At 38.7% G+C, this 16432-nt stretch carries 18 protein-coding genes; all 18 read left to right on the top strand.

Annotated elements, in window-relative coordinates; all coding sequences use genetic code 11:
* The 18 genes from E7303_RS05650 to E7303_RS05565 all read left to right on the top strand — a co-directional run bounded on the left by E7303_RS05650 (position 1) and on the right by E7303_RS05565 (position 16422).
* Entirely contained in the window at positions 1–633 is a 633-nt protein-coding gene (locus E7303_RS05650; RefSeq protein WP_022773920.1) for a chemotaxis protein CheC, read from the top strand.
* Between the two features lie 14 nt (positions 634–647).
* Positions 648–1133 carry a chemotaxis protein CheD gene (locus tag E7303_RS05645; RefSeq protein ID WP_292144237.1) on the top strand — a complete coding sequence of 162 codons (486 nt, stop codon included), beginning with the start codon at positions 648–650 and terminating at the stop codon, positions 1131–1133.
* A complete protein-coding gene (locus tag E7303_RS05640; protein WP_292144236.1) occupies positions 1130–1477 on the top strand; it encodes a hypothetical protein in 348 nt (115 codons plus the stop codon). The genes E7303_RS05645 and E7303_RS05640 overlap by 4 nt, the downstream gene beginning before the upstream one ends.
* Before the next feature lie 26 nt (positions 1478–1503).
* Positions 1504–2277 (top strand): FliA/WhiG family RNA polymerase sigma factor, encoded by a 774-nt coding sequence (locus tag E7303_RS05635; RefSeq protein WP_022773925.1) that lies wholly within the window; start codon positions 1504–1506, stop codon positions 2275–2277.
* A gap of 12 nt (positions 2278–2289) precedes the next feature.
* The gene (locus tag E7303_RS05630) at positions 2290–3867 is read left to right on the top strand and encodes a DUF342 domain-containing protein (protein WP_292144235.1); all 1578 of its coding nucleotides are present in this window, start codon (positions 2290–2292) and stop codon (positions 3865–3867) included.
* A gap of 30 nt (positions 3868–3897) precedes the next feature.
* Positions 3898–4284, top strand: a complete 387-nt coding sequence (locus tag E7303_RS05625) for a hypothetical protein (RefSeq protein ID WP_292144234.1) — start codon at positions 3898–3900, stop codon at positions 4282–4284.
* A 66-nt stretch (positions 4285–4350) separates the two neighbouring features.
* A complete protein-coding gene (locus tag E7303_RS05620; protein ID WP_292144233.1) occupies positions 4351–5334 on the top strand; it encodes a DUF6115 domain-containing protein in 984 nt (327 codons plus the stop codon).
* 13 nt (positions 5335–5347) lie between these two features.
* Positions 5348–6115, top strand: coding sequence for a hypothetical protein (locus tag E7303_RS05615; protein ID WP_292144232.1), 768 nt, complete (start codon positions 5348–5350; stop codon positions 6113–6115).
* Between the two features lie 284 nt (positions 6116–6399).
* On the top strand, positions 6400–7149 hold the full coding sequence (gene rpsB / locus E7303_RS05610) for a 30S ribosomal protein S2 (RefSeq protein ID WP_292144231.1): 750 nt from the start codon (positions 6400–6402) through the stop codon (positions 7147–7149).
* An 83-nt stretch (positions 7150–7232) separates the two neighbouring features.
* Positions 7233–8186: a translation elongation factor Ts gene (gene tsf, locus E7303_RS05605; RefSeq protein ID WP_292144230.1), complete on the top strand. Its 954-nt coding sequence runs from the start codon at positions 7233–7235 to the stop codon at positions 8184–8186.
* Between the two features lie 179 nt (positions 8187–8365).
* A complete protein-coding gene (gene minC, locus E7303_RS05600) occupies positions 8366–9121 on the top strand; it encodes a septum site-determining protein MinC (RefSeq protein WP_292144229.1) in 756 nt (251 codons plus the stop codon).
* A 16-nt stretch (positions 9122–9137) separates the two neighbouring features.
* Positions 9138–9917: a septum site-determining protein MinD gene (minD, locus tag E7303_RS05595; RefSeq protein WP_292144228.1), complete on the top strand. Its 780-nt coding sequence runs from the start codon at positions 9138–9140 to the stop codon at positions 9915–9917.
* An 18-nt stretch (positions 9918–9935) separates the two neighbouring features.
* Positions 9936–10214, top strand: coding sequence for a cell division topological specificity factor MinE (minE, locus tag E7303_RS05590; protein WP_292144227.1), 279 nt, complete (start codon positions 9936–9938; stop codon positions 10212–10214).
* Between the two features lie 40 nt (positions 10215–10254).
* Positions 10255–12639, top strand: coding sequence for an HAD-IC family P-type ATPase (locus E7303_RS05585; RefSeq protein ID WP_292144226.1), 2385 nt, complete (start codon positions 10255–10257; stop codon positions 12637–12639).
* Positions 12640–12701: 62 nt separating this feature from the next.
* Entirely contained in the window at positions 12702–13145 is a 444-nt protein-coding gene (locus E7303_RS05580; RefSeq protein WP_292144225.1) for a MarR family winged helix-turn-helix transcriptional regulator, read from the top strand.
* Between the two features lie 136 nt (positions 13146–13281).
* Positions 13282–13578 (top strand): metal-sensing transcriptional repressor, encoded by a 297-nt coding sequence (locus tag E7303_RS05575; protein ID WP_022773941.1) that lies wholly within the window; start codon positions 13282–13284, stop codon positions 13576–13578.
* 40 nt (positions 13579–13618) lie between these two features.
* Complete coding sequence (locus E7303_RS05570; protein WP_292144224.1) at positions 13619–15556, top strand: NADH-quinone oxidoreductase subunit 5 family protein; 1938 nt, start codon at positions 13619–13621, stop codon at positions 15554–15556.
* Positions 15556–16422 carry a respiratory chain complex I subunit 1 family protein gene (locus E7303_RS05565; RefSeq protein WP_022773943.1) on the top strand — a complete coding sequence of 289 codons (867 nt, stop codon included), beginning with the start codon at positions 15556–15558 and terminating at the stop codon, positions 16420–16422. Before E7303_RS05570 ends, E7303_RS05565 begins: the two co-directional genes overlap by 1 nt.
* Positions 16423–16432 lie beyond the last annotated feature (10 nt).

Below are 16432 nucleotides of genomic sequence, written 5' to 3'. Positions count from 1 at the left end.
ATGGGTGAAATGAGTTTGGATAACTTATCCAGCCAGTACTTTGACGTATTAAAAGAGCTGGGTAATATTGGTGCAGGAAATGCCACAACAGCACTTGCACAGATGATAGGTACTAAGGTTGATATGTCTGTTCCTCAGGTAAGACTTCTTGATTTTAAGGATGTAGGCGATCTGATGGGCGGAGCTGAAAAGATCATGGCAGGTATTTATCTTGCTGTAGAAGGAGATATTGATGGAAGTATCATGTTCCTTCTTGGAAAGCAGGCTGCCAGACACCTTGTAGATAAACTTATGGGCACAGGGGCAAAGCCTGAAGAGGCTGATTTTGATGAGGTAGAAATGTCGGCCTTAAAAGAAGTAGGTAACATCATTACAGGATCATATCTTAACTCCCTGTCTATGATGACTAACCTAAAACTTGTGCCATCTATACCATATGTTGCAATTGATATGGCGGCTGCGATCCTTAGCGTTCCTGCTATTCAGTTTGGAATGATGGGTGACAAGATCCTGCTTATTGAGACACAGTTCTTTGATGAACTTAAGCTTAGCGGATATTTTATTCTTTTACCTGATATGGATGGTTACAGTAAGATTCTCTCTTCACTTGGAATGGGAGATGTTTCACTTTAACGAAGGGGCGACTTATGAGTCAAATAATAAAGGTTGGAATGGCCGATCTGAATATTTGTGTCAGCCCTGACGGAATTACGACATTGGGACTTGGGTCCTGTGTTGGAATTGCAATTAGGGATCCTGTAACCAAGATTGGCGGACTTGCACATGTTATGCTGCCGGATTCAACTGAGATTAAGAACAATTCTAATATTCCTAAATTTGCGGATACAGGAATTGAAGAACTGGTGAAACAGATCGTAGCAAAGGGAGCCAATAAGACAAGGCTTGTTGCTAAGATTGCAGGTGGAGCGCAGATGTTTGCGTTTCAGTCGTCATCCCAGTCCATGAGGGTTGGAGACAGAAATGTTGCAGCTTCTTTAAAAAAGTTAAAAGAGCTCAATATTCCGGTTCTTGCTCAGGACACAGGCGATTCATATGGAAGAACGGTCATTTTTTATCCGGAAAATGGTAACTATGTAATCAGAGCTGTTGGAAAACCAGAAAAGATTATATGAATACCGATAATGAAGATGAATTAAAAAAGTTTAATACAAAGCTGATCACTCCGCTGATAGTGCTTTCAAGTACAGCTGTCATTGCAGTTTTTACGTACTTTAAGCACTATCCTGTGGGTGATTGGTTTGTGATTGTTTTCGCCACTGTTGTTATATTTCTTGTGATAGGTCTTTTGACAGAAAAGATGATCACAAGATTTATTGAAATTAATTATGAGAAGGCTATGGCAGAAAAGGCCGAAGCAGAAAGGCTTGAAGAGGAATCAAGGGCAGCCATGGAAGCAGAGGCAAATGGTGAAAACGGCGAGGAAACAGATTCTTTAGAAATAAAAGACATTCTATAAAATAAAAGGATTTGGGGATCTGATGCATGGATGAGGCAGGCAGAAATAAGTTATGGACAGAATATAATAAGTCAAAATCTGCTGATATAAGAGAAAAGCTTATTCTGGAATATGCTCCTCTTGTTAAACTTGTTGCAGGCAGACTTAGTATGTATCTGGGCTTTAATGTTGAATATGATGATCTTGTAGGTTATGGCATTTTTGGTCTTATTGATGCTATAGATAAATTTGATCTTATGAAGGATGTTAAGTTTGAGACTTACGCAAGCCTTCGTATTCGTGGTGCAATTCTTGACCAGATAAGAAAGATGGACTGGATTCCCAGAACCATCAGACAGCGTCAGAAAAAGATCGATGCTGCAATCAGAGAGATCGAAAGGGATAGTGGCCATGTTGCCACTGATGCTGAAATAGCCGCTAAAATGGATATTTCAGAAGATGAATATCAGAACTGGCAGAATCAGATGAAGGTTACAGGCGTTGTATCCCTCAATGAATTTATGGACCAGGGGGCTGATATTACTGAAGATGCCAATAATCACAGCGCAGGCTTTGTTAAGCCTGAAGATGCTGTTGAAAAAGAAGAGCTCAAGAAGATGCTTGCTGAATCTTTAGAGCTTCTTACAGATAAAGAAAAGAAAGTTATCCTCCTTTATTACTATGAGGAGCTTACATTGAAGGAAATAAGTGAAGTCCTGGAGGTTTCAGAATCACGTGTTTCGCAGCTTCATACAAAGGCACTGCAGAAGATGAGAAACAAACTTGGTGATTATTTGGGGATAATAACAAGTTCCAGATAAGGATGGTTTAATATGCATGGTTATTTCCAGTTGGTAATTACTGATAATGGCACAGGAATCAGGGTTTTTCCTCCTACTAACGGAGATGAAGCTCTGGATGTGAATGTTGTTCGTGATTACCTGGAAGATAGAAAAATTCAATATGATGTTGTTGTGTTAAATGAAGCTGTGACAAAAGCAGAGGATGACGTTGTCATTATTTCTGAAGCTAAGATTCTTCCGGAAAGAGAAAGCGTAAAGTTCGACGTTTCCAAGGATCATATGACTGTCACAGCTTATTTTTTTCCTCCGACTGAAGGCGCTGAGCTTTTGACGGAAAAAGAGATTATGGATACTCTTGCTTACAGGAAGTATTCTTATGGCATACAGACTGATAATATACATAAATTCTTTGAACACAGAGAATACTGTAAAGAAATCCTTATCTGTCAGGGTAAACCTGTTAAGCAGGGACAAAACGCAAAAGTTGAATACCATTTCAATACCAATCTGAGAGCAAAACCTACTCTTAAAGAGGATGGAAGCGTAGATTATTTTAATCTCAATCTCATAAACAACGTAAATGAGGGAGATCTTTTGGCAACTCTCCACAAAGAAGTGTTAGGCGAGCCGGGCATAAATATCTATGGTGAAAACATAAAACCTGCTGCTGTTAAGACAACATTTATAAAATATGGCAAGAATACTGTTTTATCTGAAGATAAAATGACATTAAAGGCGGAAAAGTCAGGACATGTGACTGTAAAAGAGGGAAAAGTTACTGTTTCAGATGTTCTTACCCTTGAAAATGTAGATGTTGCTACCGGAAATATAGATTATGAAGGAAGCGTTGTCGTTAAGGGAGTTGTGGCATCTAATTTTTCTGTTAAAGCAGGCGGAAACATAGTTGTTAAGGGAATCGTTGAAGGCGCAACACTTGAGGCAGGCTCTGACATTATTTTGGAGTGCGGAGCAAAAGCGGGCGGAAATATAATTGCCGGCGGAAATGTAGTTACAAAGTTTATAGAAAATGCTACAATAACAGCAAAGGGAAGCGTTACAAGTGAATGTATCCTTCATTCAAATGTTTCATCCGGAACAGAAGTAAATGTTACCGGAAAAAGAGGCTTTATCGCAGGTGGAAAGGTAATTGCTGCCGATAAAGTACAGGCCAAGATCCTGGGATCAGAAATGGGAGCCAATACAATAATAGATGTGGGCTCTGATCCGCAGCTTAAAGTAAGATTAAAAGAACTTCAGAAAAATATGGCTTTATCGCAGAAAAATATAGAGAGTATAAAGCCGACTATTGATGGATTTAGCAAGATGCTTAAGGCTGGTGCCAAGTTCTCACCGGAACAGGTTGCCAGTGTTAAAAAGCTGATAGATATGAATAAAACATTAACTGAAAGCATTGAAAATGATGCCGAGGAATATACTCAGTTGATGGAAAAGCTTCAGGAGGCCAAAGAGGCTGAAGTAATTGTAGAGGGGACTGCTTATCCCGGTACTACCGTGAACATTGGGGAATTGTCCATGATAGTAAAAAAGCCGGTTCAATATAGCAGATTTGTTGTAAAAGAAGGTGATGTAAGACTGGCGCCAATTTAGGGGAATTGGTTTTAATGGAGGAGAAACGCTATGTCAATTAACCGAATTGATTTTGGGGTAATTGCTGCTTCCAATGAAGTCTCTCATGTAAAAGCGGCAGAAGATTCCCGTCCTCTTATGGACAGGCAGATTTTTCAGACTCAGTTTAATGAAGAAGTTGACAATCAAAAAAAATCTGTCAGTCAAAAAGATGACGTAGGACAGGGTGAGATGAATTCCGATGCTCAGGACAAAGGCAGCAACGAGTACATGGGCGATGGAGGAAGAAACAGGAAAGGCTCTAAAGAGGAGAAAAATCCTATTCTTGAGAGGCAATTATCTGTTGAAAAAATGGAAAAGATGGCCGGTAACATGATGGACAGGAACGGAAAGCCTGTTGATCTTAGGCTTTCGTCGGGTTTTGATTTGAAGATTTAATATTTCTATATTATAATAAAATATCGAATCAAAATTACTTTTTTATGGGGCATTTGGGCGGAGACAATGATTAGTATCACTGAGATTGTATTAATTGTGGCAGGATTTGCCGCGATCATATTGGGGTATCTTCTTCCTGCGAGTAAGGAGCTTGATGAAGAAGATAAATTGCTCATGGAGCGGGAGATTCGTGAGCTTGTTCGTCGTGAGGTCGAGGATCAAAAAGAGACTATCGAAACTATGGTTGATGATACCGTAGATCTTTCTTTAGATAGAACTGAGCGCGCAATGGAGCGCATTTCTAACGAAAAGCTATCTGCAATCGGTGAATATTCTGACACCGTCATAAATGATATCCATAAAAATCATGATGAAGTAATGTTTATGTATGATATGCTTAATGACAAGCATAAAAATCTTACCAGTGTTGTTTCAGAAGTTACCAAAAAAACTGATGAGGCAAAACAGGCTGTTTTAGATGCAGAAGCCACAGCGCGTGATGCAGCCCAGAAAGCTGAATCATTAAAGAGCATTCAGGACGCAGCTGCACCTGTTCCTGAAAAAAATGTTCGGGCAATTCTTTTGGACGAGGAAAAAGATACATTAAGTGGTATTCAGATCCCTTATAAAGAAAAGATAGTTGTTCCCGCAACGGAGACACAGATCCAGGAGAATGCTCCTATTGAAAGTGGCTATGTAGATGAGAGAAATATAAAAGAACTTAAGGAACTTGATGAGATACCGGCGCAGGTAATATCAAGGACGCAGGCTTCAGGCCTTCACGTTATAGGAAATACAGGTAGTGAACAATCTGTTCCTAAGGAAATAGTCAGTGCAAAAGTTGTTTCTATATCAGAAGCAAAGCCTGTCAATCCGGACAGAAATATGAAAGAGATCACGGCAGTTGACCCTGTCTCGCAGAATAAACAGATCATTGAAATGCATAAGGCTGGAAAGTCTAATATGGTCATTGCCAGGGAACTTGGTCTTGGAATAGGCGAAGTTAAGCTGGTTATTGATCTTTCAAATAAGCACAGGAAAGTAAAATAAGGAAGTTTAGGGGATGAAATTAAAGTATTATCTTCGCGGTATCGGAATTGGTGTTATTCTTACTGCGATCATTATGGGATTTGCTCTAGGTGGCAGAAAGGCTACTATCAGTGATGCCCAGGTAATCGAGAGAGCAAAAGAGCTTGGCATGACTGAAGGCGGCGTGCTTACAGGCGGAACAGGCGAGGTGGAAAACAATGGCGCGACACTTTCATCTTCATCCGGTGCAACATTGGATGAAGCAGGAAAAGAAATATTTGAAGAAGTCGACGAAACAGTCGCTCTTGCAAGTGAATCTGTTTCTACTGTGGCTAAAGAAGAGAAAGAAACAGAAGATAAGAAGGGCAAAGATACAGCAGATTCTGCAAACTCTTCTTCAGAAGCTGCGACATTAGTATCGAAGGAAAAAGAGGATTCTTCTTCGACGAATGCTTCTTCAAAAGAAAATGAAGATGCATCTACAACTGGAAAAAGTGAAACAAAAACCGAAGAGAGCACAGCTGTTGCAAGTGCAAATACAAGCGTAAATGCTTCTTCTGAAGAAACTACCCAGGCTGTGGCAAGCTCTGTAAATACCGAGCCCACGACCGTTACAATTCCCGGTGGACTTAGTTCTGATGGAGTGGCACAGGTTTTGTATAATGCGGGAGTTATAGATAATGCTTCTTCATTTAACAGATACCTTATCGATCAGGGAAAAGACAGAATAATAAGATCCGGAACAAAAGTGATTCCGGCAGGCGCAACATATGCCGAGATTGCGGCAATAATCACAAGATGATCATTAAATCCTGCTTTTGTTTGTAAAAGCAGGGTTTTTTATTGCAAAAAAGTGTTGAATTATGGTTTTGTCTATGATAATATGATAGAGCTGTGTGAAAGGGGATATTATGCCTAATTGCACAGACTGCCTATGGGCAGTAACAAAAATATACACGTATATTTAATTCCTGATATGGTGTCAGCAGAGTACTGATCTGATCGGGAGCCGCCCTTCTGATAACGCACGGATGGGAGTAACGGCCAGGAGTATACGGAAGATTTTAACCAAATGGAGGTAATAACATGAGCGTTGTATCAATGAAACAGTTACTTGAAGCAGGTGTTCACTTTGGACATCAGACAAGAAGATGGAACCCTAAAATGGCTCCTTACATCTTCACAGAGAGAAACGGAATCCACATCATCGATCTTCAGAAGTCAGTTGTAAAGGTAGATGAGGCTTATAAGGCTGTATTCGAAATTGCACAGCAGGGTGGAACAATCCTTTTCGTTGGAACAAAGAAGCAGGCACAGGACGCAGTTAAGACTGAGGCTGAGCGTTGTGGAATGTACTATGTTAACGAGAGATGGCTTGGTGGTATGCTCACAAACTTCAAGACAATCCAGAGCCGAATCGCTAGAATGAAAGCTATCGAGAAGATGCAGGAAGATGGAACATTTGATGTTCTTCCTAAGAAGGAAGTTGCTCAGCTTAAGAAAGAGCTAACAAAGCTTCAGGCAAACCTTGGCGGAATCAGAGATATGAAGAGAATCCCTGATGCTATCTTTGTAGTAGATCCTAAGAAGGAAAGAATCTGCATTCAGGAAGCAGAGTCTCTTGGAATCACACTTATCGGTATCGGTGATACAAACTGTGATCCTGAAGAGCTTGACTACATCATTCCTGGTAACGATGATGCTATCAGAGCCGTTAAGCTTATTGTTGGCAAGATGGCTGATGCTGTTATCGAAGCTAATCAGGGTGCAGAGTCTGATGCAGCAGCTAACTATGATGCAGAAGAGGCTGTAGAGTCTGAGGAAGTTACAGAGTAATCAGTTTTTTGAATTAAAACGCAGTCAATCAATTCTGGTTGGCTGCGAATTTGAATAAATATAAAATATCGGAGGATAAATGAATGGCTATCACAGCAGCATTGGTTAAAGAGCTTCGTGAGTCAACTGGCGCAGGTATGATGGAGTGCAAAAAGGCTCTTACAGAGACTAACGGAGATATGGACGCAGCAGTAGAATACCTTAGAAAGAACGGTATCATGAAGGCTGAGAAGAAGGCTAGTAGAATCGCAGCTGAAGGTCTTACAAGAATCGCTGTTAAGGATGACACAACAGCAGCAGTTGTTGAGGTTAACTCAGAGACTGACTTCGTTGCTCAGAACGAAAAGTTCCAGGCATTTGTTGAGGCTGTTGCAACTCAGGCTGTTAATTCAGATTCTAAGGATATGGAGTCATTCCTTGCTGAGAAATGGAACCTTGATGAGTCTAAGACTGTTAATGATGCTCTTGTTGAGATCACAGCAGTTATCAGCGAAAAGCTTAGCATCAGACGTTTTGAGAAGGTTGTAGCTACTAACGGTATCGTAGTTCCTTATGTTCACGGAAATGGTAGAATTTCTGTTATCGTTGAGGCTGAGACAGATGTTGTTAATGACGACATCAAAGAGGCTGTTAAGAACGTAGCTATGCAGGTTGCAGCTCTTAGCCCTAAGTATGTTGCTTCTGAGGATGTTTCAGAAGAATACAGAAACCACGAGAAGGAGATCCTTCTTGCTCAGGCTATGAAAGAGAACGAGGAGCTTCCAGAAGGAAAGAGAAAGCCTCAGGCAATCATCGAGAAGATGCTTATCGGACGTCTTAACAAAGAACTCAAAGAGATCTGCCTTAACGAGCAGGTTTATGTAAAGGCAGAAGATGGAAAGCAGACAGTTGGTCAGTACATCGCACAGGTTGGTAAGAACAACAACGCTAAGCTTTCTATCAAGAGATTTGTTCGTTTTGAGACAGGTGAAGGAATCGAGAAGAAGAACGAGAACTTTGCTGAGGAAGTTGCAAAGCAGGCAGCTGGTCTTAACTAATCTTTTATTTATGAAATAAAACATTATTGAGCTTGGTTTTAATTCTTATTAAGAAGGGAACCAAGCTCTTTTTGTTGACTGTTTTTAGCACTTTATAGACGTAAATTCGTACTTTGATTTTAAGAACAAATGTTTTATACTGTATAGGTATGAATTTTTGATAGATTGGTGGTGAAATTTTGAATCAGGCGGTTACAATAAAGGGTACTAAATCAGGAATAATACTGGTTCTCGATAATGAAACGCCATTTGAAGAATTAAAGGTTGAGGTTTCAAAAAGGTTTGAAGAAGCATCTGGCTTTTTGGGGCACAATTCCATGGGGCTTATAGTCAGAGGACGTAAGCTTTCAGAAATAGAAGAAAAAGAAATAGTTGATATTATTACAGAACATTCACAATTGAAAATTGTTTGTGTTATAGATGAAGAATCTGAAGAGGAAAGACTTTTTAAAACTGTTAATTCTAAAGATTCAGTGTCAAATGATAAAAGTGAAAATGCTGAGGTGACAGCTCCAGAGCAGATCATTCAGGATTATAATAACAATGCTCTTATCTACAATGGTAATCTTCGTTCCGGTCAGGATATATCCTGTGAGCAGAGCGTGGTAATACTTGGAGATGTTAAACCCGGCGCAAGCGTTGTGTCCTATGGCAGTATTTTTATCTTGGGAGAGCTTAGAGGAAACGCATTTGCAGGTGCAGGCGGAGACAGAAGTGCTTTTGTAATGGCTCTTGATCTTAATCCATTACAGGTCAGAATTGCTGATTCAATTGCTATTTCACCGGATGCTGAAAAGGGCCCTAAACTTAGACTTAAAAAGAAAAAACTACTTGCAAGTGCAGAAAACAATGAGCCTGAAGTAGCATATATTGAAAATGGACATATAGTTAAGTCTTTATATGGACCTGCTTTTTTAAGACAGTTAAACAAATAATACTTGGAGGAAAGATATGGGAGAAGTTATAGTAGTAACATCAGGTAAGGGTGGCGTTGGAAAAACAACCACTACTGCCAATATTGGTACAGGTTTAGCAAAACTGAATAAAAAGGTTGTTCTTATTGATACAGATATAGGACTTAGAAACCTTGACGTTGTAATGGGGCTTGAGAACAGAATTGTTTACAATCTTGTAGATGTAATTGAAGGTAATTGCAAGCGCAATCAGGCTCTCATTAGAGACAAGAGATATGAGAATCTTTTCCTCTTACCTGCAGCTCAGACTAAGGATAAGACAAGCGTAACTCCTGAGCAGATGAAAAAGCTCACAGAAGAGCTTAAGGAAGAGTTTGATTATGTAATTCTTGATTGCCCTGCCGGAATTGAACAGGGATTCAAAAATGCTATAGCTGGAGCAGATAGAGCACTTGTTGTTACAACACCTGAAGTTTCAGCTGTAAGAGATGCAGATAGAATTATCGGTCTCTTAGAGGCTAATGAGATCAAGAAAACACAGCTTATTGTTAACAGACTTCGTGCTGACATGGTTAAGCGTGGTGATATGATGTCTGCTGAGGATGTTATAGACATTCTTGCTGTAGACCTTATTGGTCAGGTTCCTGATGATGAGAATATTGTTATAGCTACTAATAATGGTGAGCCTCTTGTTGGAGATAACTCACTTGCTGGTCAGGCTTATATGAACATCTGCCGTAGAATAGGTGGAGAACAGGTACCATTTCTTGATTTGGATCCTAAGAAAGGAATTTTTTCTTGGTTTAAGAAAAAGTGATAGAGGGGGGCAATTTTTATGAAGATATCAGATATTTTCAAGAAAAAATCTTCAAGTGATGTTGCTAAGGATCGCCTTAAACTGGTTCTTGTTTCTGATCGTGCATCATGCTCACCAGAAATTCTTCAAAAAATCAGAAGCGATATCATAGAGGTACTTTCAAAATATGCAGAAATTGATATGGATGGAATAGATATCAATATTACAAATGTTGATACTGAAACAAATGATGGTAAAACTGTTCCGGCTTTATATGCTAATATTCCTATCAAAAATATGACTCATAATATTAAGTGATATAAACCCCCGGAAAACATAATTTTCCGGGGACTTTTTTATGGCAAATACATTTGTAAATGGGGATTACAAAATGGATTACTCAAATTATGGCATTAGTTCTGCAAAAGCAAGAGAGCTTTATGCTTCAGGAAAAGGTAATATTCAGGTCGACAGTACAGCAAAAACGACCTTAGATATCATCAAAGAAAACGTCTTTACATACTTTAACCTGATTTTCTTTATTATGGCATTTTTGCTGATCTTATCAGGCGCATTTAATTCGCTCACTTTTCTTCCGGTTATAATTTGCAACTCCCTTATAGGAATATTTCAGGAGATCAAGGCCAAAAAGATTCTTGATAAATTAAATGTATTAAATCAGTCTACAGCTGTTGCTATACGTGATGGAGAAGAGGATGTTATTCCAATCAATAGGCTTGTTGAAGGGGATTATATTGTACTTACCTCAGGTAGTCAGATATGCGCTGACGCAGTTGTGGTTGAGGGTGAAATATCTGTTAATGAAGCTCTTTTAACAGGTGAAGCTGATGAAATCAACAAAGTTAAAGACTCTGAACTTATGTCTGGAAGCTTTGTTGTTTCCGGCAAATGTATAGCAAAACTTACAAGAGTTGGAGCTGATTCTTATATATCAAAGCTTATGCTCAAAGCAAAGAATATGTCTAAGGCTTTGAAATCTGAAATGGTTAAGTCCATTGATTACATAGTCATAGCTGCTGGTATTCTTATTATTCCGATCGGAATTGCTCTTTTTTGCCAAAGTGTTTTTGTTCAGGGCAACTCTTTTTCAGAGAGCATTCCTTCTGTTGTTGCTGCGCTTATTGGAATGATACCGGAGGGACTCTACCTTTTACTTAGCATAACTCTCGGACTTAGTACTATAAGACTGGCCAAACAAAAAGTAATGCTTCACGATATGAGAAGTATTGAGACTTTAGCCCGTGTTGATACTATTTGCGTAGATAAAACAGGCACTATAACAGACAATAGCATGCTTGTTGCAGAGGCCGTTCTTGCGTCAAATGAAGATGATGACGAGCTTTTTGATGCAACTTGCAGGCTTCTTTCAGAGTATCTTGGGTGCCTACCTGACGATAATATCACTATGCATGCTCTGGAGGATTATTTTGGTTTTACTACAAGCAGAAGCTGCATGTCCTTTAAGCCTTTTTCTTCCAAATACAAATATAGCAGCGTGGAATTTGATAATTGCCGATATGTTCTGGGAGCTCCTGAATTTATATTAAGAGAAGAGATTATAAATTATCAGGACACTATAGATGGATATACAAAAAGGGGCCTTAGAGTGCTCTGTTTTGCAGAATATGATGGAGATGCGGAAGGTGTTCTTGACGGAAAACTGGCACATCCTCTTATGTTCATAACACTTCAAAATCCTATAAGAGACGCTGCATTTGATACCTTTAAGTACTTTGAAAAACAAGGCGTTGATGTAAAAGTTATATCCGGAGATAATCCTATCACCGTATCTGAAGTGGCTAAAAAAGCAGGTATTAAAAACTACGACAAATACGTTGATGCAAGCACATTGAATGATGTTGATATTCCTTTTGCAGTTAAGGAAATGACTGTTTTTGGAAGAGTATCACCTGAACAGAAGCAAAAGATAGTAAGGGCACTTAAAAAGAATGGTCATACAGTAGCTATGACCGGTGATGGCGTTAATGATATTCTTGCCATGAAGGATGCTGATTGCTCTGTAGCTATGGCTTCCGGCTCAGAAGCTGCAGTACAGGCTGCTCAGGTCGTGCTTCTTGACAGTGATTTTTCTCATATGCCTAAAATTGTTGCAGAGGGCAGAAGAGACATAAATAACATTGAACGAACTGCAACGCTGTTTTTGGTAAAAAATATATTTTCATTATTGCTGGCTGTATTCTCAATTATCAATGTACTTATATATCCATTACAGCCATCACAGATTACCATTGTCAGCCTTGTGAATATTGGTATTCCTGGCTTTTTCCTTGCAATGGAGCCCAATAACAAGAGGATAGAGGGGCATTTTCTTGTCAAAGTATTGTTAAAAGCAATGCCGGCAGCACTCACTGACTTTTTCGCTATAGCTGCGCTTGTTGTATTTAGTAATACCTTCGGAGTAGATCAGACTGATGTTTCTGTTGCTGCAACTTTTCTTCTGGCTATAGTTGGATTTATTATTCTGGCAAATATTTCGTCACCTTTGAACACATACAGATTTCGGGTTATTTTGGGATGCATTATCGGCTTTGTTTTTGGTGCTATATTCTTTAATGACCTTTTTTCAATTACCTATGTATCAAAGCCCTGTATAATGCTTTTTGTGCTATTTGCCATTGCAACGGAACCATGTATGCGTTATCTTACTAAATTGTTTAGAATTATAGAACTTAAATTTCAGATTAATTTTTTTAAAAAATAATTAGTTTTTTTTGAATAATAATGTATAATTAAATAGCATAAAATTATATTTAGGAGTTAGTTATGATAGATAACGAAGAAAAATACGAATCATTAAAACTTGGAAACCAGCTTTGCTTTCCTTTATATGCTTGTTCCAAGGAGATAATAAGAAGGTATAAACCTTATCTTGACAAGATTGATCTTACATACACCCAGTATATTACTATGATGGTTATGTGGGAGAAAAAAACTGTAAATGTTAAGACTTTAGGAGAGTGCCTTTATCTTGATTCCGGTACTCTTACTCCTGTACTTAAAAAGCTTGAGTCTAAGGGCTATATTACAAGAGAACGATCCAGCGAAGATGAGAGAAACCTTGTTGTTTCTATAACTTCAGATGGAGAAAAACTCAGAGATGAAGCTATAAGTATACCTTCATCTATTGGGTCATGCGTAAAATTGTCTGAAGATGAGGCTAAAATTTTGTATAATCTTTTATACAAGATTATTGGAAATGTTAGATAATCTTTATTGATTTTTTTTGCGGATAGAAATATAATAAATTTCGGCTTGATGTGCGGTTTTGTTGGACTTTTATTTTTGTTTGTAAACAAAAGTCAAAAAATTAACGAAAACGCACATTGTTTTTTGGAGGTTTTTTATGAGTTCTCATACCCATAATCATCACCATGATCCCGCAAAAATGAAAGCTATTGTAAACCGTCTGTCAAAAGCAATCGGACATTTGGAGTCCGTAAAGAGGATGGTTGAAGATGACAAGGATTGTACTGAAGTACTTATCCAACTTGCAGCTGTGAGGTCGGCAATAAACGGCTGCGGAAAAGAACTTCTTAAGGAACACATCAGTCATTGTATAGTTCATGCGGTTCAGGATGGAGATGAAGATGCTGTCAAAGAGTTAAATGACGCCATCGATAAATTCTTAAAAAATTCATGAGCTAAAAAAATTGAAAAGCATTTGAAAGGGGCGAAATACCTTGGCTATTACTATGTTAAATGCAGTAAACTTTCTTATCTTATTTCCTTTTTTAATGGCAGTGATCATAGGTTTTCTTAAAAAGGCAAGTCCTTTGAGAAGCGCAGTTATAATAATTGGCGGATTTACAATTATGGTAACTGCTATTTATGTTGCTGTTAATGTTCTTACATCCGGGGATACATCTCAGTTTGTATACTTGGAACACACGCATGTGCCTGATATGCTCGTTATTGCCGGCGAGATTTTTCTTATGGGTCTTGTATGTTTTCTCAGCATTAAATACAAAAAGTATTATGCTATTATCTTTTCTCTTGTTGGAACCATTCCGGTACTTTGGATGGATCTTACAGGAAAAGCTGTAGAGGGCAATACACATATTCGTATTGATACTTTTGCAGCTGTTATGTATCTGATCGTAGGTATTGTTGGTATTCTTATTTGCATCTATGCATCAGGATATATGAAGGACTATCATCATCATCACACAGATGTGCAGGATCGTTCTAATTATTTCCTTGCTCTTATGTTTGTATTTCTTGGTGCAATGTTCGGACTTATTTCTTCTGATAATCTTGGCTGGATCTATTTCTTCTGGGAGATCACAAGTGTATGTTCATTCCTCATGATTGGTTATACAAGAACACAGGAAGCTGTAGACAATTCTTTCAGAGCTCTGTGGATGAACCTTCTTGGTGGATGTGGTTTTGCTGCAGGTCTTTTGTACTGCAATTTAAATCCAGAATTACAGATTTCTAATCTCAGCCAGGTTACACAGACTTCAGCACCAGCTATTGTCATTGTGCCTGTAACATTATTCGCATTTGCAGCTTTGACAAAGAGTGCACAGTTCCCATTCTCAAGATGGCTTCTTGGCGCTATGGTTGCACCTACACCATCTAGTGCGCTTCTTCACTCAGCTACAATGGTAAAGATTGGTGTGTATATGCTCATCAGAGTAGCACCTGTCATGGCTGGAACTCTTACCGGAATCATGATCACCGTAATTGGTGGTTTCACATTCTTTGCAGCATCACTTCTTGCTATTACAGTTAGTGATGGTAAAAAGGTTCTTGCTTATTCAACAATCTCAAACCTTGGACTTATTACAGCCTGTGCCGGAACCGGTACTACCGAAGGTGTTTGGGCTGCTGTAATGCTTGTTTTGTTCCATGCTGTTTCTAAGTCACTTCTGTTCCAGACAGTTGGTGATATCGAGAACTGTATGCACAGCCGTGATATCGAGGATATGCATGGCCTTATCATTAAGCTTCCAAGACTTGCATTTATCATGATCATTGGTATTTGCGGAATGTTCATGGCTCCGTTTGGAATGCTTGTTTCCAAGTGGGCTGCTCTTAAATCATTCGTAGATTCAGGTTCAGTATGGCTTGTTCTTTTCCTTGTTTTTGGTTCAGGAAGTACATTGTTCTACTGGGCAAAATGGCTTGGTAAGATCTGCACAGTTATTCATCAGTCATTTGAGCTTGAAGATACAACTCCTAGAAGTGAGATGGTATCTATTTTCCCATTGACATCACTTATTGTTATCATGTGCTTCGCATTCCCATGGATGTCAGGTCATATGATACAGCCTATACTTGATGAGGCTTATCATACAAGTATTCCCGATGTTATCGGCGGCAGTGATATCATTATCATGATGATAATGGTTGCAATGGTATTTATGATCCCTATCGGAGCAAGATTCTTGTCAATTGGTAAGAACTCCAAGATGACAATGTCTTATGTTGCAGGTGTTAATGCAGGAGATGACAGACACTATATTGACTCTTTTGGAAAAGAGAGAGCTCTTTATATGTCTAACTGGTATATGACAGATTACTTTGGTGAAAAGAAACTTCTCAAACCTTGTATTTACATAGCTACTGTTCTTGTTGCAGTAATGCTTATCATTGTTGTTGGAGGTGCTTTCTAATGTCTATGATCATACTTAAGGCTGTACTTTATATTATTTTGGCACCACTTATTGGAGGACTTCTTTCAGGCGTAGACCGTGTTATTTCTGCTCGTATGCAGGGTAGACAGGGCCCTCCGGTTTTCCAGCCATTTTACGATGTATATAAGCTTTTAAACAAGCAGACAACCGTTGTTAACAGCATTCAGGTTTTGTTTGTTACAGGTTACCTTATCATGACAATCTTTACAGGTACATTGTTCTTTGCAGGCGGAGATATGCTTTTAGTTTTCTTTGCTCTTTCAATGGCCGAAGTTGTTATGGTTATGGCTGCATTTTCTACTAATGGTCCTTACAGTATCATGGGTGCTCAGCGTGAGCTTTTACAGATGATGTGTTATGAGCCTATGACACTTTTGGTAGCGATTGGTTTTTATTATGCAAACGGAAGCTTTATGGTAAATGATCTGATCCAGGCAAGTGTTCCTGCAATCGTTCAGATCCCTGGTTTCTTTATAGGATTTGTATTTATTCTTATAATCAAGCTTCGTAAATCACCTTTTGATCTTAGTACTTCACATCATATGCATCAGGAAATGGTTAAAGGTCTTACTACCGATCTTTCAGGTAATAACCTTGCATTTGTTGAGATAGCAGAGTGGTATGACACAGTACTTATGATGGGTATTGTTGGAATGTTCTTCTTAACAGCAAATCCTATCAGCAGAGTTTGGGCACTTATTGCATGTGCAGTTGTATTTTTCCTTGAGACACTTATTGATAATCTGTTCCCTCGTGTAAAATACATTACAATGCTCAAAGTTACATGGTCAGTAATTTTAGTTTTTGCAGGTACAAATCTGCTTATTCTTAATGTGCTTAAATAATACGGAAAGG

The organism is Butyrivibrio sp., from assembly GCF_015056685.1.
Taxonomy (GTDB): Bacteria; Bacillota; Clostridia; order Lachnospirales; family Lachnospiraceae; genus Butyrivibrio.
Note: the sequence above shows the minus strand (reverse complement) of the source record. Positions and strands in the feature narration are given on the sequence as shown.